Source organism: Paraburkholderia ginsengiterrae (assembly GCF_001645125.1).
GTDB classification, from domain to species: Bacteria; Pseudomonadota; Gammaproteobacteria; order Burkholderiales; family Burkholderiaceae; genus Paraburkholderia; species Paraburkholderia ginsengiterrae.
Genome location: NZ_LXKA01000110.1, coordinates 308,585 through 333,668, shown reverse-complemented (window position 1 = coordinate 333,668; position 25,084 = coordinate 308,585). Strand labels below are relative to the sequence as shown.

23 protein-coding genes are annotated in these 25,084 nt (G+C 61.4%); 6 read left to right on the top strand and 17 right to left on the bottom strand.

Annotated elements, in window-relative coordinates; all coding sequences use genetic code 11:
- Positions 1 to 86: 86 nt before the first annotated feature.
- The 9 genes from A6V37_RS09600 to A6V37_RS09560 all read right to left on the bottom strand — a co-directional run bounded on the left by A6V37_RS09600 (position 87) and on the right by A6V37_RS09560 (position 11,727).
- Complete coding sequence (locus A6V37_RS09600) at positions 87 to 1,247, bottom strand: ABC transporter substrate-binding protein (protein ID WP_064267018.1); 1,161 nt, start codon at positions 1,245 to 1,247, stop codon at positions 87 to 89.
- 340 nt (positions 1,248 to 1,587) lie between these two features.
- Positions 1,588 to 2,754, bottom strand: a complete 1,167-nt coding sequence (locus A6V37_RS09595) for an ABC transporter substrate-binding protein (RefSeq protein ID WP_064267017.1) — start codon at positions 2,752 to 2,754, stop codon at positions 1,588 to 1,590.
- Positions 2,755 to 3,271: 517 nt separating this feature from the next.
- On the bottom strand, positions 3,272 to 4,243 hold the full coding sequence (locus A6V37_RS09590) for a branched-chain amino acid ABC transporter permease (RefSeq protein WP_064267016.1): 972 nt from the start codon (positions 4,241 to 4,243) through the stop codon (positions 3,272 to 3,274).
- The gene (locus tag A6V37_RS09585) at positions 4,243 to 5,127 is read right to left on the bottom strand and encodes a branched-chain amino acid ABC transporter permease (protein WP_064267015.1); all 885 of its coding nucleotides are present in this window, start codon (positions 5,125 to 5,127) and stop codon (positions 4,243 to 4,245) included. The genes A6V37_RS09590 and A6V37_RS09585 overlap by 1 nt, the downstream gene beginning before the upstream one ends.
- 188 nt (positions 5,128 to 5,315) lie before the next feature.
- Positions 5,316 to 6,530: an ABC transporter substrate-binding protein gene (locus A6V37_RS09580; RefSeq protein ID WP_064267014.1), complete on the bottom strand. Its 1,215-nt coding sequence runs from the start codon at positions 6,528 to 6,530 to the stop codon at positions 5,316 to 5,318.
- Positions 6,531 to 6,582: 52 nt separating this feature from the next.
- Entirely contained in the window at positions 6,583 to 7,341 is a 759-nt protein-coding gene (locus A6V37_RS09575) for an ABC transporter ATP-binding protein (RefSeq protein ID WP_064267013.1), read from the bottom strand.
- On the bottom strand, positions 7,338 to 8,117 hold the full coding sequence (locus tag A6V37_RS09570) for an ABC transporter ATP-binding protein (RefSeq protein ID WP_064267012.1): 780 nt from the start codon (positions 8,115 to 8,117) through the stop codon (positions 7,338 to 7,340). The genes A6V37_RS09575 and A6V37_RS09570 overlap by 4 nt, the downstream gene beginning before the upstream one ends.
- A gap of 299 nt (positions 8,118 to 8,416) precedes the next feature.
- On the bottom strand, positions 8,417 to 10,132 hold the full coding sequence (locus A6V37_RS09565) for a GMC family oxidoreductase (protein WP_064285938.1): 1,716 nt from the start codon (positions 10,130 to 10,132) through the stop codon (positions 8,417 to 8,419).
- A gap of 56 nt (positions 10,133 to 10,188) precedes the next feature.
- A complete protein-coding gene (locus A6V37_RS09560) occupies positions 10,189 to 11,727 on the bottom strand; it encodes a CoA-acylating methylmalonate-semialdehyde dehydrogenase (protein ID WP_064267010.1) in 1,539 nt (512 codons plus the stop codon).
- A 142-nt stretch (positions 11,728 to 11,869) separates the two neighbouring features.
- Between A6V37_RS09560 and A6V37_RS09555 the strand changes: the two genes are divergently transcribed.
- A complete protein-coding gene (locus A6V37_RS09555; RefSeq protein WP_064267009.1) occupies positions 11,870 to 12,769 on the top strand; it encodes a LysR family transcriptional regulator in 900 nt (299 codons plus the stop codon).
- A gap of 295 nt (positions 12,770 to 13,064) precedes the next feature.
- A complete protein-coding gene (locus tag A6V37_RS09550; protein ID WP_064267008.1) occupies positions 13,065 to 13,601 on the top strand; it encodes a class IV adenylate cyclase in 537 nt (178 codons plus the stop codon).
- A 73-nt stretch (positions 13,602 to 13,674) separates the two neighbouring features.
- On the opposite strand, the gene A6V37_RS09545 is transcribed toward A6V37_RS09550, so the two are convergent.
- A complete protein-coding gene (locus tag A6V37_RS09545) occupies positions 13,675 to 14,166 on the bottom strand; it encodes an Lrp/AsnC family transcriptional regulator (RefSeq protein WP_064267197.1) in 492 nt (163 codons plus the stop codon).
- Between the two features lie 146 nt (positions 14,167 to 14,312).
- On the opposite strand from A6V37_RS09545, the gene phhA reads away from it, so the two are divergent.
- On the top strand, positions 14,313 to 15,203 hold the full coding sequence (phhA, locus tag A6V37_RS09540; RefSeq protein WP_064267007.1) for a phenylalanine 4-monooxygenase: 891 nt from the start codon (positions 14,313 to 14,315) through the stop codon (positions 15,201 to 15,203).
- A 115-nt stretch (positions 15,204 to 15,318) separates the two neighbouring features.
- On the top strand, positions 15,319 to 15,609 hold the full coding sequence (locus A6V37_RS09535) for a 4a-hydroxytetrahydrobiopterin dehydratase (protein WP_064267006.1): 291 nt from the start codon (positions 15,319 to 15,321) through the stop codon (positions 15,607 to 15,609).
- Between the two features lie 105 nt (positions 15,610 to 15,714).
- Here A6V37_RS09535 and A6V37_RS09530 read toward each other — a convergent pair whose 3' ends face one another.
- The gene (locus A6V37_RS09530) at positions 15,715 to 15,939 is read right to left on the bottom strand and encodes a DUF3717 domain-containing protein (RefSeq protein WP_064267005.1); all 225 of its coding nucleotides are present in this window, start codon (positions 15,937 to 15,939) and stop codon (positions 15,715 to 15,717) included.
- A 90-nt stretch (positions 15,940 to 16,029) separates the two neighbouring features.
- On the opposite strand from A6V37_RS09530, the gene A6V37_RS09525 reads away from it, so the two are divergent.
- Both A6V37_RS09525 and A6V37_RS09520 read left to right on the top strand, forming a co-directional pair.
- A complete protein-coding gene (locus A6V37_RS09525) occupies positions 16,030 to 16,716 on the top strand; it encodes a response regulator (protein WP_013590077.1) in 687 nt (228 codons plus the stop codon).
- 140 nt (positions 16,717 to 16,856) lie between these two features.
- On the top strand, positions 16,857 to 18,365 hold the full coding sequence (locus A6V37_RS09520; RefSeq protein ID WP_064267004.1) for a sensor histidine kinase: 1,509 nt from the start codon (positions 16,857 to 16,859) through the stop codon (positions 18,363 to 18,365).
- Between the two features lie 67 nt (positions 18,366 to 18,432).
- Here the strand turns inward: A6V37_RS09520 and A6V37_RS09515 are convergent, their stop codons facing one another.
- The 6 genes from A6V37_RS09515 to A6V37_RS09490 all read right to left on the bottom strand — a co-directional run bounded on the left by A6V37_RS09515 (position 18,433) and on the right by A6V37_RS09490 (position 24,820).
- A complete protein-coding gene (locus A6V37_RS09515; RefSeq protein ID WP_064267003.1) occupies positions 18,433 to 18,954 on the bottom strand; it encodes an SET domain-containing protein in 522 nt (173 codons plus the stop codon).
- 219 nt (positions 18,955 to 19,173) lie between these two features.
- Positions 19,174 to 20,286 carry an NADH:flavin oxidoreductase/NADH oxidase gene (locus A6V37_RS09510; RefSeq protein WP_064267002.1) on the bottom strand — a complete coding sequence of 371 codons (1,113 nt, stop codon included), beginning with the start codon at positions 20,284 to 20,286 and terminating at the stop codon, positions 19,174 to 19,176.
- Positions 20,287 to 20,359: 73 nt separating this feature from the next.
- On the bottom strand, positions 20,360 to 21,073 hold the full coding sequence (locus tag A6V37_RS09505) for a glutamine amidotransferase (protein ID WP_064267001.1): 714 nt from the start codon (positions 21,071 to 21,073) through the stop codon (positions 20,360 to 20,362).
- A gap of 127 nt (positions 21,074 to 21,200) precedes the next feature.
- Entirely contained in the window at positions 21,201 to 21,839 is a 639-nt protein-coding gene (locus A6V37_RS09500; RefSeq protein WP_064267000.1) for a MarR family winged helix-turn-helix transcriptional regulator, read from the bottom strand.
- 539 nt (positions 21,840 to 22,378) lie between these two features.
- Complete coding sequence (locus tag A6V37_RS09495; protein ID WP_064266999.1) at positions 22,379 to 23,494, bottom strand: YbdK family carboxylate-amine ligase; 1,116 nt, start codon at positions 23,492 to 23,494, stop codon at positions 22,379 to 22,381.
- 120 nt (positions 23,495 to 23,614) lie between these two features.
- Positions 23,615 to 24,820, bottom strand: a complete 1,206-nt coding sequence (locus tag A6V37_RS09490; protein WP_064266998.1) for a cation:proton antiporter — start codon at positions 24,818 to 24,820, stop codon at positions 23,615 to 23,617.
- Between the last annotated feature and the right edge of the window lie 264 nt (positions 24,821 to 25,084).

Sequence of the window (25,084 nt, the reverse complement as noted above, 5' to 3'; positions counted from 1 at the left end):
GCGGTCGATGCCATTGTCATCGAACAGAATGGCAATGCGGCGTGATGCGCCGCATGTTGCGCGAGAGGCGCGTACCGCTTGTGTCGTTAGTCGTTCTGCAGCTTCCACTTGCCGTCGACAATCTGAACGATCACGCGCGCGCGTTTGTCGAGACCATTGTGGTCGGTCGTCGTGGTGTTCATGATGCCGTGCGAGACCGGCAGCTCCTTGATGTTCTCAAGTGCGCCGCGCAGTGCCACGCGGAACGCTTCCGTGCCTGGCTGAGCGGTTTTCAGCGCAACCGGAATCGCGGCCTGCAGCATCTGGCCCGCGTCCCATGCATGGCCGCCGAAGGTTGCCACCGAACCCGCGCCGTACGCTTTCTCGTACGCCGCCTTATACGCTTCCGCCGATTTCTTCACCGGATTCGAGTCGCGCAGCTGATCCGCCACGAGGATCGGGCCGGCCGGCAGCAATTCGCCATCGCAATCTTTGGCGCACACACGCAGGAAGTCGTTATTGGCGACGCCGTGGGTCTGGTAGATCTTGCCCTTGTAGCCGCGCTCCTTGAGCGTCTTGGCCGGCAGCGCCGACGGCGTGCCCGCACCCGCGATCAGCACCGCGTCGGGATTCGCGCCGATTGTCTTCAACACCTGGCCGGTCACCGAAGCGTCGGTGCGGTTGAACCGTTCGTTCGAGACGACTTTCAGATGGTGCTCGGCGGCCGCAGCGGTAAACACCTTATTCCAGCTGTCGCCGTAAGCGTCCGCGAAGCCGATGAAACCGACCGTCTTCACGCCGTGGCCTTCCATGTACTCGGCAATCGCGTCGGCCATCAGACTATCGTTCTGCGGCGGTTTGAAGGCCCAGGCGCGCTTCGCATCCATCGGCGAAATGATCGCAGCCGATGCCGCCAGCGAGATCACCGGCGTCTTGCCCTCGGCTGCGGGATCGAGCATGGCGAGCGCATTCGGCGTGACAGTCGAACCGATGATTGCGTCGACGTGGTCTTCGTCGATCAGCTTGCGCGTGTTTTGCACGGCCTTGCCGGTGTCGGTCGCGTCATCGAGAATGATGTACTGCACTGTCTTGCCGCCGATCTCTTTCGGCAGCAATGCAATCGTGTTCTTCTCAGGAATCCCGAGCGATGCGGCCGGCCCCGTCGTGGACAGCGTGACGCCGATTTTCACCTGCGCGAACGCCGTACCCGCACCGCACATCAACGCCATCGCGATGCCGGTGCGTACCCATTGCTTTGTGTTTTTCATTGCAAGTCTCCAAACGCTTTGAAGCGCGTATCTGTAATCCGACGCACGGCCGGGTGTCTGAATCTAGTTATCGGGTTCAGGCATGCCAAGCATGGTTTTCCCTGCTCAGCGCGAACGCCCTCGCCGCTTTGGTACTACTGTGCTGCAATTTATTATGAGCAAAACACTAACATGTTAGTAGTATTGCGTTCCGCATAATTAATGGTCAAGCGGCCATCGTCCAAATGCGGGTTTGTCCTGAAGCCACAGAACCACACTTTTCACGTGACGCGGACAATAAAAAAGACGCGTCAACTGCACGCGTCTTTTTCGATGGGGTCCCGTATCGCTTAGCCCTCGCTCAGTCGCCGGACAACTTCCATTTGCCGCCGGCGATCTCCACCATCACGCGCGCCCGCTGGTCGAGACCAGCATGGTCGTTCGCGCTCATGTTGAAGATGCCATGCGACGCTGGCATGTCTTTAGTGCTTTCCAGCGCGGCGCGCAGCGCCTCACGGAATGCCGGCGTGCCCGGCTGGCCCTTCTTCAGCGCGAGCGCAATCGCACGTTGCAGCAACAGACCCGCGTCCCATGCGTGTCCGCCGAAAGTCGAAACCGAGCCGGCGCCGTACGCGGTCTCGTACGCGTGCTTATAGGCGAGCGCAGTCTTCTTCACCGGATACGAATCGGGCAGCTGATCGGCGACCAGCAACGGACCGGCCGGCAGATACGTGCCTTCGCAATCTTTGCCGCAAACGCGCAGGAAGTCGTTGTTGGCGACGCCGTGCGTCTGATAGTACTTGCCCTTGTAGCCGCGCTCCTTGAGCGTTTTCTGCGGCAGTGCGGCCGGTGTGCCCGCACCCGCGATCAGCACCGCGTCCGGGTTCTGCGACATGATCTTCAGCACCTGGCCCGTGACCGATGCGTCGTTGCGTGCGAAGCGTTCGCTCGCCACGATCTTGATCTTGGCGAGCTCGGCGGCTTTGCCGAACTCCTTGAACCAGCTTTCGCCATAAGCGTCGGAGAAGCCGATAAAGGCGACCGTCTTCACGCCGTGATTCGACATATGCTGCGCGATCGCCGTAGCCATCAGAATGTCGTTTTGCGGCGTTTTGAAGACCCACGCGCGCTTCGCATCCATCGGCTCGACAATGCCCGCCGCGGCGGCCATGGAGATCATGGGCGTGGTGCTTTCAGCGGCGACGTCGATCATGGCCAGCGAATTCGGCACGACGGTCGAACCGATCAGTGCGTCCACGTGATCTTCGCTAGTCAGCTTGCGCGCGTTCTTGACCGCCTGGGTGGAATCGGTAGCGTCGTCCAGCACGATGTAATCGATTTTCTGGCCTGCCACTTCTTTGGGCAGCAACGCGATCGTGTTCTTTTCCGGAATGCCCAGCGACGCCGCCGGTCCCGTTGCCGACACCGTTACGCCGATTTTCACGTCTGCGAATGCATGGCCGCTCCATGCCGCGGATACTCCGGTTGCGACCAATGCCGCACTGATCCAACGCAATGCCGACTTCATCCCGCTCCTCTATCTACCCCGTTATCCATTTGAATTTAAATCCGCGGACTTAAATCCCGACCCAGCGGTCGGTGAATAGCGAGTTTAGCGGACGAAAGCCGCGCGCTGCAAGCTTTTTGCAGGGTTGCGCCGCCTGAAATCGGGGAAGTCCGGTGAATAAAAATGGAGTACCGGATTAGCGGAAAAGCTAAATGGCGATTAACTGAAAATACAAATAAAAAGCGCCGCTGGATATCAATCCAACGGCGCTTTCGTCTGGGCACTTAGTGCCTCATGTCTCCTCGTTCTCCACCTGCAAAATTCGTGGTGCATCAGAACTGCATAAAGAATAAATGAGCACTCGCTCTACTACAACTAGCAATTACCCTAGTGGTGCACTGCGGCACAGAAATGGGGCACGGTTGGAGAGTCCGCACAACCGTTGCCCGTCGAATGATAACCGCTCACCATCACCTGCTCAACGCCATGATTGCCAGATTAAATCGGATGCCGAACTAATTGCTTACGTCGGTCGGTATCAGGCGCGCAATGGCCGCACCCGCGCGACGATCTCACCGACAATGCCGCGCCGGAACGCCAGCACGCACGCAATGAAAATCAGGCCGGTCACAATGGTCACCGACTCGCCCAGCGAGCGGAACCAGTCGACCCCTGTCACCGAAGCGAGCGCCCCGCCGATGTCCCCGAGCCGGTCTTCGAGCGCGACAATCAATGCCGCACCGAGCAACGGCCCGAACAACGTTCCCATGCCGCCGACGAGCGTCATCAGGATCACGAGGCCCGACATCGTCCAGTAGGCGTCGCTCAACGTTTCGAACCCTTGCACCAGCACCTTGAGCGAGCCCGCGAGACCGGCAATTCCCGCCGACAGAACGAACGCCAGCAGTTTGAAGCGATCCGTATCGTAGCCGAGCGACACCGCGCGCGGCTCATTCTCCTTGATCGCCACCAGCACCTGCCCGAATGGCGAATGCACGATCCGCACGATCAGCAGGAAAGCCAGCACGATCACGGCGAGCACGACAAAGTACAGCGCCACGTCGGACGAGAGATCGAGCACGCCGAACAGCTTGCCGCGGGGCACGCCTTGCAGGCCATCCTCACCATGCGTGAACGGCGCCTGCAGGAACACGAAGTAGACCATCTGCGCGAGCGCCAGCGTGACCATCGCGAAGTAGATGCCCTGACGGCGAATCGCGAAGATACCCACGATCAGGCCGAGCAGCGTCGCCGCCGCCGTGCCGGCCAGCACACCGAGTTCCGGCGAGAAGCCGAGCGTCTGTATCGCATAGCCGGTGATATAGCCGGCTGAAGCGAGAAACATCGCGTGGCCAAACGACAGCAGACCGGTGTAGCCGATCAGCAGATTGAACGCGGCCGCGAACAACGCGAAGCACAGCACCTTCATCACGAAGAGCGGATAGATGCCGAGCACGGGCACCGCCAGGAGCACGACCAGCAGCAGGCCGTAGAGCACTTTTCTCTGCATCATTTTTCCTTGCCGAAGAGACCGGCCGGGCGCACCAGCAACACGAGCGCCATGATCACGAAAACGACGGTGGCGGACGCCTCCGGGTAATACACGCGCGTCAGGCCTTCTATCACGCCGAGCAGCAAGCCGGTGAGAATCGAACCCATGATCGAACCCATGCCGCCGATCACGACCACCGCGAACACGGTGATGATCATGGGCTGGCCCATCAGCGGCGAGACCTGAATCACCGGCGCGGCAAGCACGCCGGCAAACGCCGCGAGCGCCACCCCGAAGCCGTAGGTGAGCGTGATCATCAGCGGCACGTTGACGCCGAACGCTTCGACCAGTTTCGGGTTTTCCGTGCCCGCGCGCAGATAGGCGCCAAGGCGCGTCTTTTCGATCACGAACCACGTCGCGAAGCACACCACCAGCGAGGCCACCACCACCCACGCACGATAATTCGGCAGGAACATGAAGCCGAGGTTGGTCGCGCCCGACAGCGCCGACGGCACGTCGTACGGCTGGCCGGACGACCCATAGATCGAACGGAACACGCCTTCCACCACCAGCGTGAGACCGAAGGTGAGCAGCAGCCCGTACAAATGATCGAGCTTGTAGAGCCAGCGCAGCATCGAGCGTTCGATTGCGACGCCGAACAGCCCCACGATCAACGGTGCAAGCACCAGCATCACCCAGTACGGCAGGCCGAAATACGACATGCCCATCCACGCGAGCATCGCGCCGAGCATGAACAACGCGCCATGCGCGAAATTGATCACGTTGAGCAAGCCGAAGATCACCGCCAGCCCAAGGCTCAGAATCGCGTAGAACGAGCCGTTCACGAGCCCGAGCAGCAGCTGGCTCAGCATTGCCGGTAGCGGAACGCCAAAGATTTCCATTGAAGCCTTAACCCATCGCCAAGGTGAGATCGGTGAAGCACGATCCGGCCGGCGCGCGCCTGTCGGCGACAATGCCCGGCGCGCACGGCACGTAAAACAGTTTGCCGCCCGTCTGCCGGCCCGCGCTGCACGACACTACGCGCAACGGGCAGACACAGACGGGCAACGCTCAGCCCCTCACTCCGTCATTATTTCCACAGTGCGCAGCGCGTTTCCGCCTTGGTCGTGAAGGCCTGCTCGCCCGGAATGGTCGCGGTGATCTTGTAGTAGTCCCACGGCTCTTTGGACTCAGCCGGCGTCTTGACCTGCATCAGGTACATGTCGTGGATCATGCTGCCGTCCTGACGGATGTAGCCCTTCGCATAGAAGTCGTCGATCTTGGCCTTCTTGAGTTGCGCCATCACCTTGTCGGAATCGGTCGAGCCGACTGCCTGAACCGCCTTCAGATAGGTCATGGTGGCCGAATAGTCCGCAGCCTGCAGACTCGAGGGCATCTTCTTCATCTTGTCGAAATAGCGCTCGGCCCACTTGCGCGTCGCAGCGTCCTTGTTCCAGTACCAGCTGTCCGTCAGCACCAGCCCTTGCGTCGTTTCCAGGCCCAGGCTGTGCACGTCGTCGATGAACATCAGCAGCGCCGCGATCTTCATCGTCTTGTTGATGCCGAATTCCTTGGCGGCTTTGATCGAGTTGATCGTGTCGCCGCCCGCGTTCGCGAGGCCGAGAATCTGCGCTTTCGAAGACTGTGCCTGCAACAGGAACGACGAGAAGTCCGACGCGGACAGCGGATGGCGCACAGCACCCAGCACCTGGCCTCCATTCGCCTTCACCACGTCCGAGGTATTCTTTTCGAGCGCCTTGCCGAACGCGTAGTCTGCCGTCAGGAAGTACCATGTCTTGCCGCCCTGCTTCGTCACCGCCGAACCGGTGCCCTTGGCAAGCGCGGTGGTGTCGTACGCATAGTGGATCGTGTACGGCGTGCATTGCTCGTTGGTGAGCGTATCCGCGCCCGCGCCGATGCTGATATACACCTTGTGCTTTTCACCGGCCACCGTGTTCATCGACAGGCCCGTTGCCGAGTTCGTGCCGCCGATCAGCAGGTCCACGCCGTCCCGGTCGAACCATTCACGCGCGCGCGATGCCGCGATGTCAGCCTTGTTCTGGTGATCCGCGAACACGACCGAGATCGGCTTGCCGTTGACCTTGCCGCCGAAGTCCGCGACAGCCATGCGAATCGCTTCGAGGCCACCCTGGCCGTCGATATCCGCGTACAGCCCCGACATATCGGTGATGAAGCCGATCTTCACTGCATCGTCAGCCGCTTGCGCGCTGCCCATCGTGAGCGCGGCGCCGGCGGCGACCGCGAAACAGAGTGAGGCAAGCCGCGCGAGTGGGTTCTTTGTCATTCCTGGCTCCTGGTTTGTTCGTTTGTGGTTATCAGAGGCAAACTGGCGTTTTCTATACGCCCAGTAAATCGTGCAGGACCGGCATCTTGCTTTCGAGTTCACTCGCCTCGAAATGCTCGACAATTGCGCCGTGCTCCATGACATAAAAGCGATCGGCAAGCGGTGCGGCAAAGCGGAAATTCTGTTCGACCATCACAACGGTATAGCCCCGCTCCTTGAGTGTGATGATCATGCGCGCGAGTGCCTGCACGATCACCGGTGCAAGCCCCTCGGAGATCTCGTCGAGCAGCAGCAGGCTCGCGCCGGTGCGCAGAATGCGCGCTACCGCCAGCATCTGCTGTTCACCGCCTGAGAGCCGCGTGCCCTGGCTCATACGGCGCTCGTGCAGATTGGGGAACATCGAATAGATTTCTTCGAGCGACATCATGTGCGCCTTGTCGCCGACGGGCGGTGGCAGCAGCAGATTCTCCTCACACGAGAGGCTCGAAAAAATACCCCGCTCTTCCGGACAATAGCCGATGCCGCAATGCGCGACGCGATGCGTGGGGAGGTGGATGGTTTCGCGTCCGCCGATGCGGATCGACCCGGTGCGCCGCCCGGTGAGCCCCATGATGGCGCGCATCGTGGTGGTGCGGCCCGCACCGTTGCGGCCCAGCAGCGTCACGACTTCCCCGCGGTTCACCGTCAGATCGACGCCATGCAGGATATGAGATTCCCCGTACCACGCCTGCAACCCTGCAATTTCCAGTGCGGGAGCGGCGCCGCTCGTCCCGCTCACCTCGAGGCTTTCGCGCTCGGCAATCGTATTCATGCGTGGGCTCCGGCGAGCGCCGCGTCGGCGCTGCCCATGTAGGCTTGCATCACGAGCGGATTCTTCGACACTTCGGCGTAGCTGCCTTCGGCGAGCACTTCGCCACGTTGCAGCACGGTAATCGTGTCGGAGATGCCGGCGATCACATTCATGTTGTGCTCGACCATCAGGATCGTGCGGCCGCTCGATACTTTTTTGATCAACGCCGTCACGCGATCGACGTCTTCGTGACCCATGCCCTGGGTCGGTTCGTCGAGCAGCATCAACTCCGGCTCCATGGCGAGCGTGGTGGCAATTTCCAGCGCGCGCTTGCGGCCATAGGAAAGCTCGACGGTCAGCACATCGGCGAAATCGGTCAAGCCAACCTGGGTGAGCAGATCCATTGCGCGGTCGTTGAGCTTGCGCAGCGTGCGTTCGCTCTTCCAGAAATGAAACGCCGTGCCGAGCGAGCGCTGCAAGCCGATGCGCACGTTCTGCAATGCTGTCAGATGCGGAAATACAGCAGAGATCTGAAACGAGCGGATGATGCCGCGCCGCGCGATCTGCGCCGGGCGTTCATTGGTGATGTCGATGCCGTTAAAGACGATCTGACCCGCGGTCGGTTCGAGGAACTTGGTGAGCAGATTGAAGCAGGTGGTCTTGCCTGCCCCATTAGGACCGATCAGTGCATGGATCGACCCACGGCGCACGCGCAGGTTCACGCCGTTCACGGCGATGAAGCCTTTGAACTCACGGGTGAGGCCGCGCGTTTCGAGAATCGTATCGCCGAGAATCATGTTCCCTTCCATACGGAGTTAGGCGAAGCATTACGATCTTACGCGCGATTCACCGCGCGACTTGTTATGACGGCGGCACCCCGTGCGCGCTCGTTGGCGTGCTGCACCAATTGGGACGGTAATCCATGGCACGGCACGCAGCATGGCTGCCATTGTCGCGCCAATGATGCAGCGCATTCATTGGGATTTGCACTTAGTGGAAGTTGTAAGCTTGTGGCGTGGGCGATGCGCGTGAGATCCCCTCCAGACATGCAGGACGGGGTGTTCCGCAGATTCGGCACGCCACTTCACGCCACCTGTCACACAGCAGACACAGACGGCGCCGCGCTCGATTGTGCTGCAACGCTGCCCTTCACGCGCGCTCGGCGGTCTTCGCGGATCATGTCGCTCGCACGCTCGGCGATCATCAGGGTCGGTGAATTGGTATTGCCCGAGGTGATGCTCGGCATGACCGATGCATCGACTATGCGCAATCCGTCAACCCCGATAACTCGTAGCCGGTTATCGACTACGGCGTCCGGATCGTCGACCGTCCCCATGCGGCACGTGCCGACCGGATGAAAAATGGTTGTGCCGACCGCGCCCGCGGCCTGCTGCAAATCCTCCTCCGTCTGATACTGGATGCCCGGCAAGATTTCCTGCGGCCGATAACGTGCAAGCGCGGGCGCCGCCGCAATGCGGCGCGTGAGGCGCAGTGCATTGGCGGCGACGTGCCGGTCGTAGTCGGTGGAAAGATAGTTCGGCGCAATCAACGGCGGCGCCAAGGCATCGGCCGACCCAATGTGAATACTGCCGCGCGACGTCGGCCGCAATTGGCACACGGAGGCCGTGAACGCATTGAAGCGATGCAGCGGTTCACCGAAACGATCGAGCGAGAGCGGCTGGACGTGATATTCGAGGTCGGGGCGCGTGAGCGAGCGGTCGTCAGGATCGGATTTCGCAAAAGCGCCGAGTTGCGAGGGCGACATCGACATGGGCCCGCTTTGAAAGAGCGCGTACTGCATGCCGATCATCAGCTTGCCCCACCAATGCGCGGACGCCGTATTGAGCGTGCGGACGCCCTCGACTTTATAAGCCATGCGCAATTGCAAATGATCCTGCAGATTTTCACCCACGCCGCGCAGATCGTTGACCACCGCGATGCCCAGATTCCGCAAACGCGCACCGTCGCCGATACCGGACAGTTCGAGCAATTGCGGCGAGTTGACCGCGCCTGAACTGAGGATCACCTCACAGCGCGCCTTGGCAAGAAAGTCCGTATCGTTACCACGATATTCGACGCCCGTGCAACGGCGTCCTTCGAACACGACACGTTGCGTGTGTGCACCGGTAATGACCGTGAGATTGGGCCGCTTGAGCGCGGGCCGCAAAAATGCCTTCGATGCGTTCCAGCGAATGCCGCGTTTCTGATTGACGTCGAAGTAGCCCACGCCCGTGTTGTCACCACGGTTGAAATCGTCCGTGGCGGGAATGCCGGTTTGCTGCGCGGCCTTTGAAAATTCTTCGAGAATCTTCCATTTCAGCCGCTGTTTTTCGACGCGCCACGGTCCACCCGCGCCATGCGATTCGGTCGCACCGGCATGATGATCTTCACTACGTTTGAACACCGGCAGAACCGAGTTCCATGACCATGACGGGTCATTGGTCACGCGAGCCCATTCGTCGTAGTCTTCACGCTGCCCGCGCATGTAAATCATGCCGTTGATGGATGAACTGCCGCCCAATACGCGCCCGCGTGGATACGAAAGCGAGCGGCCATTCAAGCCGGGCTCCGCTTGCGTTTTGTAGAGCCAGTCGGTGCGTGGATTGCCGATGCAATAGAGGTAGCCGACGGGCACATGAATCCAGTGGTAATCGTCTTTGCCGCCGGCTTCGAGCAGCAATACCTGCACGTCCGGATCCTCGGTCAGGCGATTGGCCAGCACGCAACCCGCCGTCCCCGCACCGACGATGATGTAGTCGAATTCGCCTTCCAGCCGCCGGGAAGCCGGTGACGTCGCGTCGGCATCGCTCATTGTTCAGTCTCCTAAGCTTTTTTATAGCCAGCCGCATGCATACCATGCGGCCCAGATCATTTTGCGACCGGCATCGTGAACTCGGCGCCCTTCGCGATACTGTCGGGCCAGCGCTGCATGATGCTCTTGTAGCGCGTGTAAAACCGCACGCCTTCTTCGCCATACGCATGATGATCGCCAAACAGCGACTTCTTCCAGCCGCCGAACGAATGCCATGCCATCGGCACAGGAATCGGCACGTTGATCCCCACCATGCCAATCTGAATCTGGCGTGAGAAAGCGCGAGCCACACCGCCGTCGGACGTAAACAACGACACGCCGTTAGCAAACTCGTTGGCGTTGATGAGCTCCACTGCAGAAGCGAAATCCGGCACGCGCACAACACACAACACGGGTCCAAAAATCTCTTCGCGATAAATCTTCATGTCGGTCGATACATTGTCGAACAGCGTGCCGCCGAGAAAGAAGCCCTTCTCATGCCCGCTCACCTGATGCCCCCGGCCGTCGACCACCAGCTTCGCGCCCGCCGCGACGCCGGCATCGATATATCCCACCACTTTCTCGCGATGCACCGCGGTCACGAGCGGCCCCATCTCGGCTGCCGGCTCCATGCCGTTGAGAATCTTCAGGCTCTTTACGCGCGGCGTGAGGCGCTCAATCAGCTCGTCGGCGATATGCCCCACCGCGACAGCCACCGAAATTGCCATGCAACGCTCGCCGGCCGAACCGTATGCCGCACCGATCAAGGCATCCACCGCCTGGTCGAGATCCGCGTCGGGCATCACGACGAGGTGATTTTTCGCTCCGCCCAACGCCTGCACGCGCTTGCCGTGTTTCGTGCCTTCCGTGTAGATGTATTCGGCAATCGGAGTCGAGCCGACGAACGACAACGCGCTGACGTCCGGGTGGACGAGCAATGCGTCGACCGCAACCTTGTCGCCGTGTACGACGTTGAAAACGCCGTCAGGCAATCCGGCTTCCTTCAACAGTTCAGCCAGCCGGTTCGAGCAGGATGGATCGCGCTCCGATGGCTTCAGCACAAACGTGTTGCCGCAAGCGATTGCCACGGGGAACATCCAGCACGGCACCATCATCGGGAAATTGAACGGCGTGATGCCGGCGACTACGCCGAGCGGCTGGCGCAGATTCCAGTTGTCGATGCCGCCGCCGATCTGGTCGGTGAAATCGGTCTTCAACAGATTCGGAATGCCGCACGCGAACTCGACGATCTCGATGCCGCGCATCACCTCGCCCTTCGCGTCTGAAAACACCTTGCCGTGCTCACGCGTGATCAGTTCCGCGAGTTCGTCGTGGTGACGGTCGAGCAGTTCCTTGAACTTGAACAGCACGCGCGCCCGCTTGATCGGCGCGGTTTCGCTCCATGCGGGGAAAGCAGCTTTCGCGGCGGCAACCGCCGCATCCACTTCCGCGACGCTCGCGAGCGGCACATACGTGCTCACGTTCCCCAGCGCGGGATTAAAGACATCGCCTACGCGCCCGCTTGAGCCGCCCACGCTCTTGCCGTTGATGAAATGGGCCAACGTGCGCATGCCAGCCGCGCTGCGGAGGGTTTCGTCCTGAAGTGTCTCGCTCATGTTGTCCTCGTTCCAGTGAAGTCTTCCGCCCGGCGCCGGCGGCGTCATGAAGGTGTGTTGAAAGAGAAGCGTACGGCGCTTCGGGGCGGGAAATCCAATGAGTAATGCTCAACTGCGCTATAAGGCGCGCTAATATCAGGATATGGATCTGACTCTGCTCCGGGCCTTTGTCACCGTCGCACGCGAGGGCAACCTCACGCGTGCCGCGGTGCAACTGCATCTGACCCAACCCGCCGTCAGCCTGCAAATCAAGCATTTGCAGGAGACGCTCGGCGTGACGCTGTTCACGCGGACCTCGCACGGACTCTCGCTCACGCGCGACGGCCAGTCGCTGCTGCCTCACGCCGAGCGCGCGCTGGGCGCCGCGAACGACGTGCAACGGGCCGCACAGTCGCTGCGCCAGGAAGTGCGCGGGCGCTTGCGGATCGGGACGATTCTCGACCCGGCGTTTCTGCGCCTGGGCGGTTTCCTGAAACAACTGGTGGAAACCTGGCCCCACATCGAGACGGCACTGCGGCACGGCATGTCGGGCTGGGTCCTGGATCAGGTTCGCGCGGGAGAACTGGACGTCGGCTACTACATCGGCCTGCCCTCCGAAGACGAACCGCGCGACGGACCGGCTTTCCACGCCGTCACGCTGACCCAGTTCCAGTACCGCGTGCTTGCGCCGGCCGGCTGGAAGGACCGCGTCAAAGGCGCGCGCGACTGGCGTTCGCTGGCAGCGCTGCCGTGGATCTGGACGCCGCCCGCGTCCGCGCACAACCGGCTGTTGTCGCGCTGCTTTGACGAGGCCGGTGTGAAGCCGGTCAAAGTGGCGGAAGTGGATCAGGAGCCGTCGATGCTCGATCTGGTCAAATCAGGCGTCGGTCTTACGCTGGCACGCGACGCCACCGCGATTGCCGAAGCGCACGCGCATGCGCTGACCATCGTCGAAGGCGTGACCGTGCCGACTCAGCTCAGCTTTATCGCACTTGCGCAGCGCAGGGAGGAGCCGGCAATCGCCGCGGCGCTGAAGCTGATCGAGCAGCAATGGGCGACTTGAGCGGCGAGGAAACGCGGCGTCAGCGATATGAGCCGCTCTCATGACAGGTCCAGATGACGCGAGCCGTCAGAGTGAGTCCCGTGAGCATTGCCGTCCCGGCGCCGTTGCGCGCGTCCACCCACTCGCCCCGCTCACTGCAACGACACGGTCACGCGGTTTTTGTTAGATTGACGGTTCGCGCTCACGCGCCGGCCCTGCATCGCTTTCCGTTCCGCTTGACTTTGTCCTTCCCGGCAGCTTCGCCCCGGCAACACCGGAAGCCGCCGACCACTCCATTCCTCGACAGGAGCCTGACATGGCACGCAACATTGAAATCAAAGCCCGCGCCCAGCATTTCGAGCAACTGCGCGAACGCGCGGCGCAGCTCGCGGCGGATGCGCCGCTGATCTTCCGCCAGCAGGACTTTTTCTACGACGTGCCGCGCGGCCGCCTGAAGCTGCGCCAGTTCGACGACGGCACGCCCGCTGAACTGATCTTCTATCAGCGCGACGACCGCGACGGGCCGAAGGCCTCGTACTACACGCGCAGCCCCGTGACCAACCCGGAAGCCATGCACGCGCTGCTGGCTACGGCGCTGACCACGCGCGGCATCGTCACCAAGGAACGGCATGTGTATCTGACCGGGCGCACGCGGATCCATCTGGATCGCGTCGACGGTCTGGGCGACTTCGTGGAACTCGAAGTCGTGCTCGCTCAGGACGACAACGAAGAAGACGGCCACGCCGAAGCACACGCGATGTTCGCGACGCTCGGTGTGCCGGAGTCGGATCTGGTGGCGGTGGCGTATGTCGATTTGCTGAACCCGGAAGCCGAGCCGAAGAAAGCGGCATAAACCTGAAGCATCCAGGGCCGCGAACGAAGTCCGCGCGCGCCCTGCGCTCGTGCCACCGCTTTATGCGGCAGCTTCATGCGGCGGCCGAGCCCGGCGACAGATGGCCGAGCGGCAAAGGTCCGTTGCGCTTGAAGGTGGTGAGCACGATATTCGAACGCACGCTGTCGACGCCAGGCACGCGCATCAACTTCTTCATCACGAACGTCGACAGATAATTCAGATCAGGCGCGACAATGCGCAGCAGATAGTCGGCGTCGCCCACCACCGCGTGACATTCGAGCACCTCAGGCAACACCTCGATCTGCTGCTGAAATTGCTCGATGATCGAATCGCCGTGGTGCTTCAACTTCAGACTCGTGAACGCCGTGACGCCGAGCCCGAGCTTCTCCGGACGCAACACGACGCGATAGCCGTCCACCACGCCCACCTGCTCCAGCCGCTGCAAACGCCGCCCGATCTGCGAGGGCGATAGCGGCACCTGCTCGGCCAATTGCTGATGCGTGGCCCGGCCGAAGCGCTGAAGCACGTCCAGCAGCGCGAGATCGAAATGATCCAGTTCTAGCATGTCAATTTTCCGCATTAAATCGTCATTCTATGCACGATTATTGCATATCGCTCCAGTATGACGCCATCATTGCGCCCTTTCCGCGCACACCCCGCTCTACACTTGCATCATTGAATGTCGCAGGCCGTCTCGTAGAGCGCAACACCATGTCCACCGCCAACACCGCAAAACTGAAAGAACAATTCGACGCAGGCCTTGAAACCCGTGCCGACTTCACCATCGATCAACCGACCGAACGCTACGGTGCGGTCGACCATGCCGTGTGGCAGCAGCTTTACGCACGCCAGACGGCGCTGCTTAAAGGTCGCGTGTGCGACGAGTTTCTGGCGGGCGTCAACCGCATCGGCATGCCGGCCAACCGCGTGCCGTCTTTCGATGAAATCAACGCGAGGCTCACGCCCGCTACCGGCTGGCAAATCGCCGCCGTGCCGGGGCTGGTGCCGGATCAGGTGTTTTTCGAACACCTGGCGAACCGCCGCTTTCCCGTGACATGGTGGATGCGCCGCCCCGACCAGCTCGATTATCTGCAGGAACCCGACTGTTTTCACGATCTGTTCGGCCACGTGCCGCTCTTGATCAACCCCGTGTTCGCCGACTACATGCACGCATACGGCCGCGCCGCGCTGGCCGCCGACGATGCCGGCGCCCTGCCGCTGCTCGCGCGGCTCTATTGGTACACAGTGGAGTTCGGCCTGATCCGCGACGCAGCCAGCCCGAACGGTGTGAAGATTTATGGCGCGGGCATCGTCTCGAGCAAGGGCGAAACGCTTTACAGCCAGCAAAGCGCGGCGCCGAACCGCCTCGGCTTCGACCTCGAACGCGTCATGCGCACGCGCTATCGCATCGACACGTTCCAGAAAACCTACTTCGTGATCGACGACTTCGCGCAATTGTTCGGCGTCGCGCAAACCGATTTCGCGCCTTTACTGGCGAGGCTCGCGGCTGAACCGGCGTACGCGGCGGGTCAGGTGCTCGAGCGCGACCGCGTCATCACGCGCGGCTCGCAGGAAGGCTGGGCCGCCGACGGCGACATCTGAGCGCGAACCTGAACGGCAGCGCCGATCGGGCCGCCAGCGGACCGAAGGCATCCGTGAAAAAATAGTGGATGCGCACGCCCGCCGGTGTGCGCGTTCAGATCAACGAGGTAGCACCATGATTCACAAACTGACTTCCGAAGAGCGCGCCACGCAGATCGCAGAATTGCAAGGCTGGCAAGCCGCGGCCGGCCGGGACGCAATCCAGCGCCAGTTCAAGTTCGCTGACTTCAACGAAGCGTTCGGCTTCATGACCCGGGTCGCCATCAAGGCGCAGGAAATGGATCACCACCCGGAGTGGTTCAACGTGTACAACAAGGTGGAGATCACGCTCTCTACGCACGAGGCCGGTGGCCTGACCGAACGCGACATCAAACTCGCCAGGTTTATAGACAGTATTACCGCGTAATACAAACGATTTGGGATGCTTCACGCGTGCGCATGCGTTGCGCACTGAACTATTTGTCGGTAATGAAAGGGCATTGCAGGTAATCCCTAGCCCAAACCTTCAGTTCTACAGGGTATTCTTAAGGTACACGTAAGAATCCCACGCTTGCCGGGCAATCCCATCTAATCGATCCGGCGATAGCGTGTGCTGACGCTGTACAATCATCAGCGCATACGGCTTGGAGAGCGCGCTTGCCTCCTTGCACAGAACGAGTTCGTCGCCGCTCGAAGGTGAGCGGGCGCGCCAGAAGTTGATTGCGGCTTCCAGTTCGTGAATGCTTATCTCGGACATGACTTCGTGATCGCTCTCTATGCCTGTGCAGCAGGCGCCCCGGCGAACCGCTTGCCCAAACGCCTAACCCATTGTACTTGAGCGAAATCCATGCGACTCCTTCTGATCGAAGATGACCGCCCCATCGCACGCGGCATCCAAAGCAGTCTCGAACAAGCCGGCTTCACTGTCGACATGGTCCACGACGGCATTTTTGCCGAACAGGCCCTCACGCAAAACCGCCACGAGCTGGTGATCCTCGATCTGGGCCTGCCCGGCATCGACGGCATGACGCTGCTCTCGCGCTTCCGTCAGAGCAATCGCCACACACCCGTGATCATCCTCACCGCGCGCGACGAGCTGAACGACCGCGTGCAAGGCCTGAATTCCGGCGCCGACGACTATATGCTGAAGCCGTTCGAACCCACCGAACTGGAAGCTCGCATCCGTGCGGTGATGCGCCGCAGCGGCCCGCACGGCGATATGCCGCGTCCGGAAGTGTCGCTGGGTGGCGTACGCCTGTCGGGTGTCGATCGCCGCATTTTCAACGACGACAAGCCGCTCGAACTGTCGCCGCGCGAATTCGCGGTACTCGAGATGCTGCTGCTGCGCCATGGCCGTGTGGTCAGCAAGGCGCAACTGCAAGATCATCTGACGCATTTCGGCGGCGATCTCGGCGACACCGCGATCGAGGTCTACGTGCACCGGGTACGCAAAAAGCTCGAGAACTGCCGTGTCGAAATCGTCACGGTGCGCGGCTTCGGTTACCTGTTGCAGGAAATCCGCCAGGCCGCATAATCGCCGTGAAGGCCGCAAGCTCCTTTGCGGCCTGACGGTGCCGGGCCGGCGCCGAGCACCCGGTGCGCCGTTCGCCGGCAGCCGGCGACATATCGAGGTGCGAAGCGCCTGGTATTTGCCACTTTCCCACACGTCCGATCATGCCCCAGCCGGCCGCCAATAGTCTGCGCCGCACGCTGCTGCGGCGCCTCGCTGCCCCCCTTTCGCTGCTCGCGCTCATGAGCGGCCTGATCGCTTACTGGCTGGCGTGGCAGTACACGCAGCACGTTGTCGACCGCTCCCTCGTCGATCTCGCCACTGCGATCTCCAAGCAGATCCAGATTGCCGGCCCCGATGCGCGGATCACCGTCCCGCCACTCGCGCAGGCCATGTTTTCGGACCCGGTCGAACACCTTGTCTACCGCATCAGCAACGGTGAAACCGAAATTGCCGGCGACCACAACCTGCCGCTGCAAGGCACGAGCGTGCGACGCATGCACTACGCGTACGTGTTCGAAACGGAGCACCAGGGCGTGACGGTGCGCGTGGCGCAGGTGCGCGTCGACCAACCGCTCGGCAATCCGATCCTGGTGGAAGTCGGCCAGCCGGTGCATCACCGCTTTCGCATCGCCGCCGAGTTTCTGGTCGCGATCATGATGCCGCTCCTATTGCTGCTGCTGGCGGGCTGGGTCATCGTGTGGCGTGTCGTCAATCAGCAGCTCAATCCGCTGACCGATCTCGCGGATTCATTGAACCGGCAAACCCACACCTCGCTCGAACCGGTCGACGAAACCTATGTGCCGGTCGAAATCCGGCCACTGACCGGCGCAGTGAACGCGCTGCTCGGCCGCCTGAAAACCGCGCTCGAAGGCCAGCGCAAATTCATCGCCGACGCCGCGCATCAACTGCGCACGCCGCTTACCGCCGTCAAGTTGCACGCCGAACAGGCAGCTGTCGCGCGCGACCCGCAGCAAACGCTCGCGGCCGTGCGCGAATTGCGCGCCGCGGCCGACCGCGCGGTGCGGCTGTCGAATCAATTGCTCTCGCTGGCGCGCGCCGAGCCGGGTGAGCAGGCGGCCCGCTTCGTCAATGTGGACATGGCGGCGCTTGCCTTCGATACCGGCGCCGAATGGGTTCCGCGCGCGTTGGCGAGCCACGTCGACCTTGGCTTCCAGCGTCTCGACGACCCCGCCAATGACGATCCGCTGATGGCGCGCGGCAACCCCGTGCTGCTGCACGAGGTGATCGCCAATCTGCTGGATAACGCGCTCAAATATGTGCCGCCCGCGCGCTTCGACGGCGCCCGCATCACCGTGACGGTTTCGCAAACGGTGCTCGACGATCAGCGCATGGCGGAGATCATCGTCGAAGACAACGGGCCGGGCGTGCCGCCCAATCAGCAGGCGGATCTCTTCAAGCGGTTCTTCCGCGGCGACGGTCAGAGCGAAGCCGGCGTGGATAGCGGCGCGGGTCTTGGTCTCGCGATCGTGCACGACATCATGGTGCTGCATCACGGCAGCGTGCACTACGAAGACGCCCCGGAAGGCGGCGCACGTTTTATCGTACGCATTCCGCTCGTGCCGATCAGCGACAGCGAGCGCAGCGACGCCGAACCCGAACCACGGCGGCCGGCAAAAAAATCGGCGCACTCGGCGCCGATGGATTTATGACAATACGGTTGATGCTCGACAGACTGCCTGGCGTTCGCTGACGTGAGCGCTTCAGGCAGCCCGCGTATCACTTCTTCTTCGTTTTCTTCGCCGACGATTTGCTCTTCGCTGACTTTCCGGACTTGTCCTCGCCTTTCTCTTTTTCCGGCGGCGCCAGCATCGTGCCGCGGCACTTGCGCGCGCCGCAACGGCATTCATATTCCTTCTTGAGCTTCTTGGTCTGACGCGCGTCGATCACGAGACCGTAGTCGTAAAAGAGCTCCTCGCCTTCAGCAATATCGCGCAACGCGTGCACGTACACGTGACCGTCGATTTCCTCGGCTTCGCAGTTCGGCGCGCACGAATGGTTGATCCAGCGCGCGCTGTTGCCGTCTACTTTACCGTCGATGACCTTGCCGCTATCGAGCGCGAAATAGAACGTGTGATTCGGTTCAGCCGGATTATGCGGATGCCGGCGCAACGCTTCTTTCCAAGAGATCCGCTCGCCCTTGTATTCGATCAGGCGCTCGCCCGCACCAATCGGTTCGAGGGCAAACACGCCTTTACCGTGCACACCCGAACGGCGCACGGCGATCCTGCGTGAACTCATTGAATGAATCCTTGTGAAGAACTGGGGGTGAAGTCCGGCAGCCACCGGAAATGCCCGCGTCTGACGCGCTGCTTTTTCCGACGCGAATAGCAAACGCGGCGCCTTGCGAGCGCCGCGTCGAACTGCGACGCTCATGCGCCACAACCGGCATCCTACACGCTCAAGACGGCATCCTTCAACCGTCTAAAAGATGTGAACGTGCAACGCGTATTGCCGGTTTCACCGTTGTCCGAACGAAATGTCGCCGAACAGCGCTTTCTGGTCGCGCGGCTGCGAGCGCCAGTACTGCGGCGGCGCTTCGACCGTCGCGCCAAGCTGCGCTGCCGCGTGCCACGGCCAGCGCGGGTTGTACAGCAATGCGCGGGCCAAGGCGATCAGATCGGCGTCGCCGGCTTCGATCAGTTGCTCAGCGTGGAACGGGTCGGTAATCAGGCCCACGCCGATCGTGGTCAGGCCCGTCGCGGCCTTCACCGCTTTTGCGAACGGAATCTGGTAACCCGGTTCAAGCGGAATCTTCTGCAACGGCGAAACACCACCTGACGACACGTCGATCCAGTCGCAGCCGCGTTTTTTCAATTCGTGTGCGAAGGCGATGGTGTCTTCGAGCGTCCAGCCGCCTTCCACCCAATCGGTTGCCGAGACGCGCACGCCGACCGGTTTGTCGGCAGGGAACGCAGCTCGCACGATGTCGAAGATTTCCAGCGGGAAGCGCATGCGATTCTCGCGCGAACCGCCAAAGTCGTCGTCGCGCTGGTTGGCGAGCGGCGAAAGAAATTGATGCAGCAGGTAGCCGTGTGCCGCATGCAATTCCAATGCGTCGATACCAAGACGCGCGGCGCGGCGCGCGGAGGCCGCGAACGCTTCGCGAATCCGGTTGAGGGCGGGCGTGTCGAGCGCCAGCGGCGGCTCTTCACCGGCCTTGTGCGGCAGCGCTGAGGGCGCATGCGGCAGCCACCCACCCTGCGACACCGGAATCAGCTGACCGCCCTCCCAAGGCACGTGGCTCGACGCCTTGCGCCCGGCATGTGACAACTGCATCGTGACATTGATACGCGAATGTTTGCGGATTGCCGCCAGCACCGGCACGAGCGCGGCTTCTGTGACGTCATCCCACAGACCGAGATCGCCCGGGGTGATACGCCCGTCCGGCTCGACCGAGGTCGCCTCGATGCACAGCATGCCGGCGCCGGATAACGCCATCGTGCCGAGGTGGATCATGTGCCACGCAGTCGCCTCGCCACGCTCGGCGGAATACTGGCACATCGGAGACACAACGATACGGTTGGGAAGCGTCACGCCACGCAGCGTGAGCGGAGAAAAAAGCGCGCTCATGGATTACGCCCAGTAGAAACCCGAGAGCGATCGAGCATAGCACCGCACGTGATTTACTGCAGGCAAGGGCCGTTCAGGGTTTGGCTTCGACCTGATCGAGCCATTCGCCGAACATCCGGCACGCGGCGGCTTCGAGCGCGGGGCCGAACTGCGCCGTCTCGGCGCGCAATTGACGCGCGTCGATGCCGTGACCCGCAATCTCACCGGCGTTACCGATCAACCAGGGTTCGAACCGGTCGGTGCGAATCTCCGGATGGCATTGCAGGCCCAGCACATGGCCGCCCCAGGCGAATACCTGGTTTTCGCAGGCCGGCGTGGACGCGAGACGCGTGGCGTTGTCAGGCAAATCGAAGGTGTCGCCGTGCCAGTGCAGCATGGACGTGTGCGCACCATCCAGATGACGCAGCGGCGAAGCCCGGCCGGCATCGGTGAGCGTAAGCGGTGTCCAGCCGATTTCGGTTTGCCCCGCGGGATAGACGCGCGCGCCGAGCGCACGCGCAATCAACTGGGCGCCAAGGCAGATGCCGAGTGTCGGCAAACCGGCCGCAATACGCTTCTCGATCATGGAGAGCAGCGGCACGAGCGTGGGATACAACGCATCGTCAGTCGCGCTGATCGGCCCGCCGAGCACTACCATCAACGAGGCCGATACCGGGTTTGGCGCCTCGATCCGGCCGAGGCCCACGTCGAGATAGCGGACCGGACGCCCGCGCTCGCCGAGCACCCGCTCGAGACTCCCCAGATCCTCGAAGTGCACGTGGCGAATGGCCAGAACTTCGCGATTCATCGGCCTGTTCCACCTTCAGGTTAACTAAAGACTTGCCGCTACGCGGCACGAAGCGGCCGACAGGCCGCCCGTGCCGTCCGCCCTAACCGGACAGGCAGTGTAGCGGATCGTCCCGGAAGACAGCGCCTTATGCGGCGAAGATCTTCCAGGTCTTCTTCTGGGTGGCGACGTCGGCGGCTTCGTACACCGAGCAATCGAGGCGCAGATCCGTGTCCGACATATTCATCTTGAGCAGTGCGCAATGATGCGGCGCCTTCTTCGGGTTCTTGCTCGGCTCGAAGTGCGTGCAGCTCAGGCACATGCGGTGCGGCGGAATCGTGCCTTGCGCTTCCAGCTGATGGACTGTCTTGAGCAGCGTGCGATAGAACACGGCTTGCTCGTCGTCACGCAGCGTGCCGACCGCCTTGGCCAGGAAGTCCGGCCACTGCGCGGCGCGCTTGGCGGCCGTGCGGCCACGCGCCGTCAGGCGGACCGCGAGAGCGCGGCCGTCGTCGAGGGCGCGGCGCTTTTCGACCAGCCCCTTGGTTTCGAGCGTGCTGACCGCATCGCTGGTGGTCGCGGCGGTCAACGCCGTTTCACGGGCAATTTCGCCCAGACGCATCGGGCCTTTACGTTGCATCAACAAGACCAGAATTTCGCCTTGAGTCGGTGTCAGGCCGGCGCCTTCCGCCCATTCCCAAGCCTGGCTCCGCATTGCCGTGCTCAATCGCAACAGGCTGTGAGTCACTCGCCCGGTTGCCTGTTCTCCGTATACGCCTTCGCTCATAATCTTCGATTGGTTTATTTACAGCTTTCGTACAAGGCCGGCGAACCGCTCGCCGACCGCGCCCGTAGCTTGTGTGGGGTGGCCTCGCCCAACTGCGGACAAGACGTTCTCTACTATCTCAAAAATTTACCGCCTTGCAAGCCAAAGCGGCGCAAACGACATTCTATGCGAGAGAAGCGAATCGTACAGCTAACTTGTTCATCGTAACCTGTGGATAACCATGGGAAAACTCGAGGGATGGCATGTGCGTCGATTCTTGATAAGCGCCCAGGCCCCGTTTGCCCTCGCCAGAGTTGTCCTCGTATACCGGTGCCGACGCACCCTCGATCCGCCTACTTATAGTTTACGCAGCGCATTGACTTTACAGGAAATTATTCAGTTGTCCACAGGCCGCGGCAATGCTTGTTAACTACTACTACGTTTGTATACGTTAACTTTATAAAAACCTGAAGCGCCTCGAACTGAAAAAATAATTTTTATAAAAAAACCCGCTCACGGCGGGTTTCCTTACGATTTGACGTAACCAAACCTGTCTCCGGCTAGGCTCGCCACTGCAAACATTGCTGCCGCACGGCCTCGTGCAAGGACTTTTCCCGTTCCACCACACCGCGCAACCAGGTCGCATCATTGACCTGCCCGCGCGCGATCGCGCCGATTTCTGCAAGCGCATTGCCCGAGCCCAACGCTTCGGCGTGCGGAGCGATCCGGTCCAGCGTTTCGAGGATGTCTTCGGAAATCGTCTTGCGTTCGCCCGTTTGCGGATTGATGCAGGTGCCGGCAAGACCGAAACGGCATGCTTCGAAGCGGTTGAACGTATAGACGAGATAGTCGTCTTCATGCGGCGAGATCGGTTTGTCGAGCAGCAGATGGCGCGCCAGCGTCTGGATGTAGCAGGCAATCGCCGCGGCGCGATCCACCGACAAGGGCGTATCCATTACGCGAACCTCTATCGTGCCGAAGCCCGGTTTTGGCCGGATGTCCCAGTAAAAGTCTTTCATACTGTTGACCACACCGGTGTGGACCATCTTCGAGAAATATTCCTCAAAGCTGTCCCACGTCAGCACAAACGGCGCGCGGCCCGACAGCGGGAACGCGAACACGGAATTCAGTCGTGCCGAATGAAAACCGGTATCGACACCCTGCACGAATGGCGACGAGGCGGTCAACGCGATGAAGTGCGGAATGAAGCGCGACATGGAATGCAGCAGGTACAGCGCGCTGTTCGGATCCGGGCAGCCGATGTGCACGTGCTGGCCGAATACGGTGAACTGCTTGGCGAGATAGCCGTACAACTCCGACAAATACTGAAAGCGCGGCGTATCGACAATCTTCCGCTCGCTCCATTGCTGGAATGCATGCGTTCCGCCGCCGCACAAACCAACATTCAGATGGTCCGCGGCCGAAACCAGCGTGTCGCGAATCTTGCGCAAGTCGGTGACGGCCTGTTCATGCGTCGTGCAGATGCCGGTCGACAACTCGATCATGCTTTCGGTAATTTCCGGCGTGATGTTGCCGGGGATTTTTTCGTCCTTGATGAGACGCAGCAGATCCGAGCCGGCTTTGGTCAGATCATAGTCGTGCGTATTGACGATCTGCATCTCGAGTTCGACACCGAAGGTGAACGGTTTCGAATCGATGAAGGGTTCGAGTGACATGGCGTCCCCTAAGTCAGGCCGGCCGGGTGTGGCTCACATGGCCGGCCGGTTTTGAATCGGATGTAAGTCGGATAAAGCCTATCAACCAGCAAGCAACGCGGTGCGCTGCCTGACGCGCGCTCACGCTTCGCGTCGCTCGGCCACCAGTGCGAGGCTGCGATAGACGAGCCATGGCCCGAGAATCTGCAGCACGACAATCGAACACATCACGATCGCGCGCAGTTGCGGATCGAAGTTGGGATACAGATTGTAGGTATCGTCGACCAGCAGATACGCCATCGCAGACATGGGTGACAACGACAAACCAAGCGCCATCCCCTGCTTCCAGTTCAAACCGCTCGGCTTGGCGAACGCCAGCACGCCGACCAGTTTCGCCAGGAGCCGCGCAACGATCAGACCTAGCGCCGCGACACCGCCGAGCGCAATGTCTCGCCATTCGAACGACGTGAGCGTCAGTACGAACAGAATCACGGTCAACAACCAGCCGGCCGTACCGAAATTCTCCGGCCACAACTGCGGACGTGCTTCGAGATTCTTCACAATGATGCCGGCGGCCAGCAGCGCGAGAATCGTCGACAGCTTGAACAGATGCGCCACCGCTATGGCCAGCAGCACGAGGCCGAACAACGCGACAAACGAGTGCTCGTCCTGCATGTTCAGCCGGCGATAAAAGAACGTACAGGTGCGCGCGAGCAGATACGCGAGCACGAGCGAGCCGACCAGCAGATAAAGCGGCTGCAAAATGGTCGCGAAGACGTTGCCGTATGCCTCCTGATGCAGCCAGCTCGACACGAGTTTTTCAATCACCACGGCATACATGCTGTTCAGCGCGGTCAAGGTCAACAGGCGCTGGGTCACCTGTCCTTCCGCGCGCAGTTCCGTTTTGAGCTGAATCACCATGGCCGGAGACGTCGCCATGGCAATCGCGGCGAGCACCGTCGCGACCATCAGCGGCACCTTCAGGAACAGCAAGACCGGCAAGACGAGTGCGAAAGTCAGCGTGGCTTCGGCCACGCTCGACAGAATCATCCAGGGGTTGCGGCGAATCCAGCGCAGATCGAGCCGGCTGCCGAGTTCGAACAGCAGCAAGCCGAGCGCGACATCGAGCAACGGCCGCGCGGCGCTCGCGGACTCCGCATCGATCACGCCCGAGCCGGCCGCGCCGGCAGCCAGACCGATGACCGCGTACCCGGAAATACGCGGCAAACGCCACGCGCGATAGCAAAGTTCACCGCACAGACCTGCGGCAAGCAATGCAAGACCGGCCCAAAAAATGGCATCGGGTGCGAGCGGCCAGGCTGGAAAAAATGAAAACGCCGAATTCATCGTGATGGGTTCTCCTTTGCAGCAACGGCAGACGACACGAACCGGCGCCAACGCCGGCAGGCGGGTGAGCGCATGAGGCGCTCACTGTCGCGATCGCTTCGCGTAGCCCGCGTTGCGAGTTTTCAACGATCGGATGATCTGAATGCGCCACAGCCGCGGGGAGTCCGGCGCATCCGAGAGTGCGGCCGTGGCAACCGGCACGGCACGGTGAAAGAACGCTGCCGACTTTGAATCAGATTCTGATTGACCGGCACCGTTCCACTT

Excerpts from the sequence above, each read along its gene's own strand:
- A6V37_RS09525 (WP_013590077.1), top strand. The coding sequence starts at position 16,030 with ATGCGACTCCTTCTGATCGAAGATGACCGCCCCATCGCACGCGGCATC.
- A6V37_RS09575 (WP_064267013.1), bottom strand. The coding sequence starts at position 7,341 with ATGAATACGATTGCCGAGCGCGAAAGCCTCGAGGTGAGCGGGACGAGC.
- A6V37_RS09495 (WP_064266999.1), bottom strand. The coding sequence starts at position 23,494 with ATGTCACTCGAACCCTTCATCGATTCGAAACCGTTCACCTTCGGTGTC.
- A6V37_RS09560 (WP_064267010.1), bottom strand. The coding sequence starts at position 11,727 with ATGAGCGAGACACTTCAGGACGAAACCCTCCGCAGCGCGGCTGGCATG.
- A6V37_RS09490 (WP_064266998.1), bottom strand. The coding sequence starts at position 24,820 with ATGAATTCGGCGTTTTCATTTTTTCCAGCCTGGCCGCTCGCACCCGAT.
- A6V37_RS09555 (WP_064267009.1), top strand. The coding sequence starts at position 11,870 with ATGGATCTGACTCTGCTCCGGGCCTTTGTCACCGTCGCACGCGAGGGC.
- A6V37_RS09595 (WP_064267017.1), bottom strand. The coding sequence starts at position 2,754 with ATGAAGTCGGCATTGCGTTGGATCAGTGCGGCATTGGTCGCAACCGGA.
- A6V37_RS09570 (WP_064267012.1), bottom strand. The coding sequence starts at position 8,117 with ATGATTCTCGGCGATACGATTCTCGAAACGCGCGGCCTCACCCGTGAG.
- A6V37_RS09530 (WP_064267005.1), bottom strand. The coding sequence starts at position 15,939 with ATGTCCGAGATAAGCATTCACGAACTGGAAGCCGCAATCAACTTCTGG.
- A6V37_RS09550 (WP_064267008.1), top strand. The coding sequence starts at position 13,065 with ATGGCACGCAACATTGAAATCAAAGCCCGCGCCCAGCATTTCGAGCAA.
- A6V37_RS09510 (WP_064267002.1), bottom strand. The coding sequence starts at position 20,286 with ATGAGCGCGCTTTTTTCTCCGCTCACGCTGCGTGGCGTGACGCTTCCC.
- A6V37_RS09505 (WP_064267001.1), bottom strand. The coding sequence starts at position 21,073 with ATGAATCGCGAAGTTCTGGCCATTCGCCACGTGCACTTCGAGGATCTG.
- A6V37_RS09535 (WP_064267006.1), top strand. The coding sequence starts at position 15,319 with ATGATTCACAAACTGACTTCCGAAGAGCGCGCCACGCAGATCGCAGAA.
- A6V37_RS09545 (WP_064267197.1), bottom strand. The coding sequence starts at position 14,166 with ATGCTAGAACTGGATCATTTCGATCTCGCGCTGCTGGACGTGCTTCAG.
- A6V37_RS09565 (WP_064285938.1), bottom strand. The coding sequence starts at position 10,132 with ATGAGCGATGCCGACGCGACGTCACCGGCTTCCCGGCGGCTGGAAGGC.
- phhA (WP_064267007.1), top strand. The coding sequence starts at position 14,313 with ATGTCCACCGCCAACACCGCAAAACTGAAAGAACAATTCGACGCAGGC.
- A6V37_RS09580 (WP_064267014.1), bottom strand. The coding sequence starts at position 6,530 with ATGACAAAGAACCCACTCGCGCGGCTTGCCTCACTCTGTTTCGCGGTC.
- A6V37_RS09500 (WP_064267000.1), bottom strand. The coding sequence starts at position 21,839 with ATGAGCGAAGGCGTATACGGAGAACAGGCAACCGGGCGAGTGACTCAC.
- A6V37_RS09590 (WP_064267016.1), bottom strand. The coding sequence starts at position 4,243 with ATGCAGAGAAAAGTGCTCTACGGCCTGCTGCTGGTCGTGCTCCTGGCG.
- A6V37_RS09585 (WP_064267015.1), bottom strand. The coding sequence starts at position 5,127 with ATGGAAATCTTTGGCGTTCCGCTACCGGCAATGCTGAGCCAGCTGCTG.
- A6V37_RS09520 (WP_064267004.1), top strand. The coding sequence starts at position 16,857 with ATGCCCCAGCCGGCCGCCAATAGTCTGCGCCGCACGCTGCTGCGGCGC.
- A6V37_RS09515 (WP_064267003.1), bottom strand. The coding sequence starts at position 18,954 with ATGAGTTCACGCAGGATCGCCGTGCGCCGTTCGGGTGTGCACGGTAAA.
- A6V37_RS09600 (WP_064267018.1), bottom strand. The coding sequence starts at position 1,247 with ATGAAAAACACAAAGCAATGGGTACGCACCGGCATCGCGATGGCGTTG.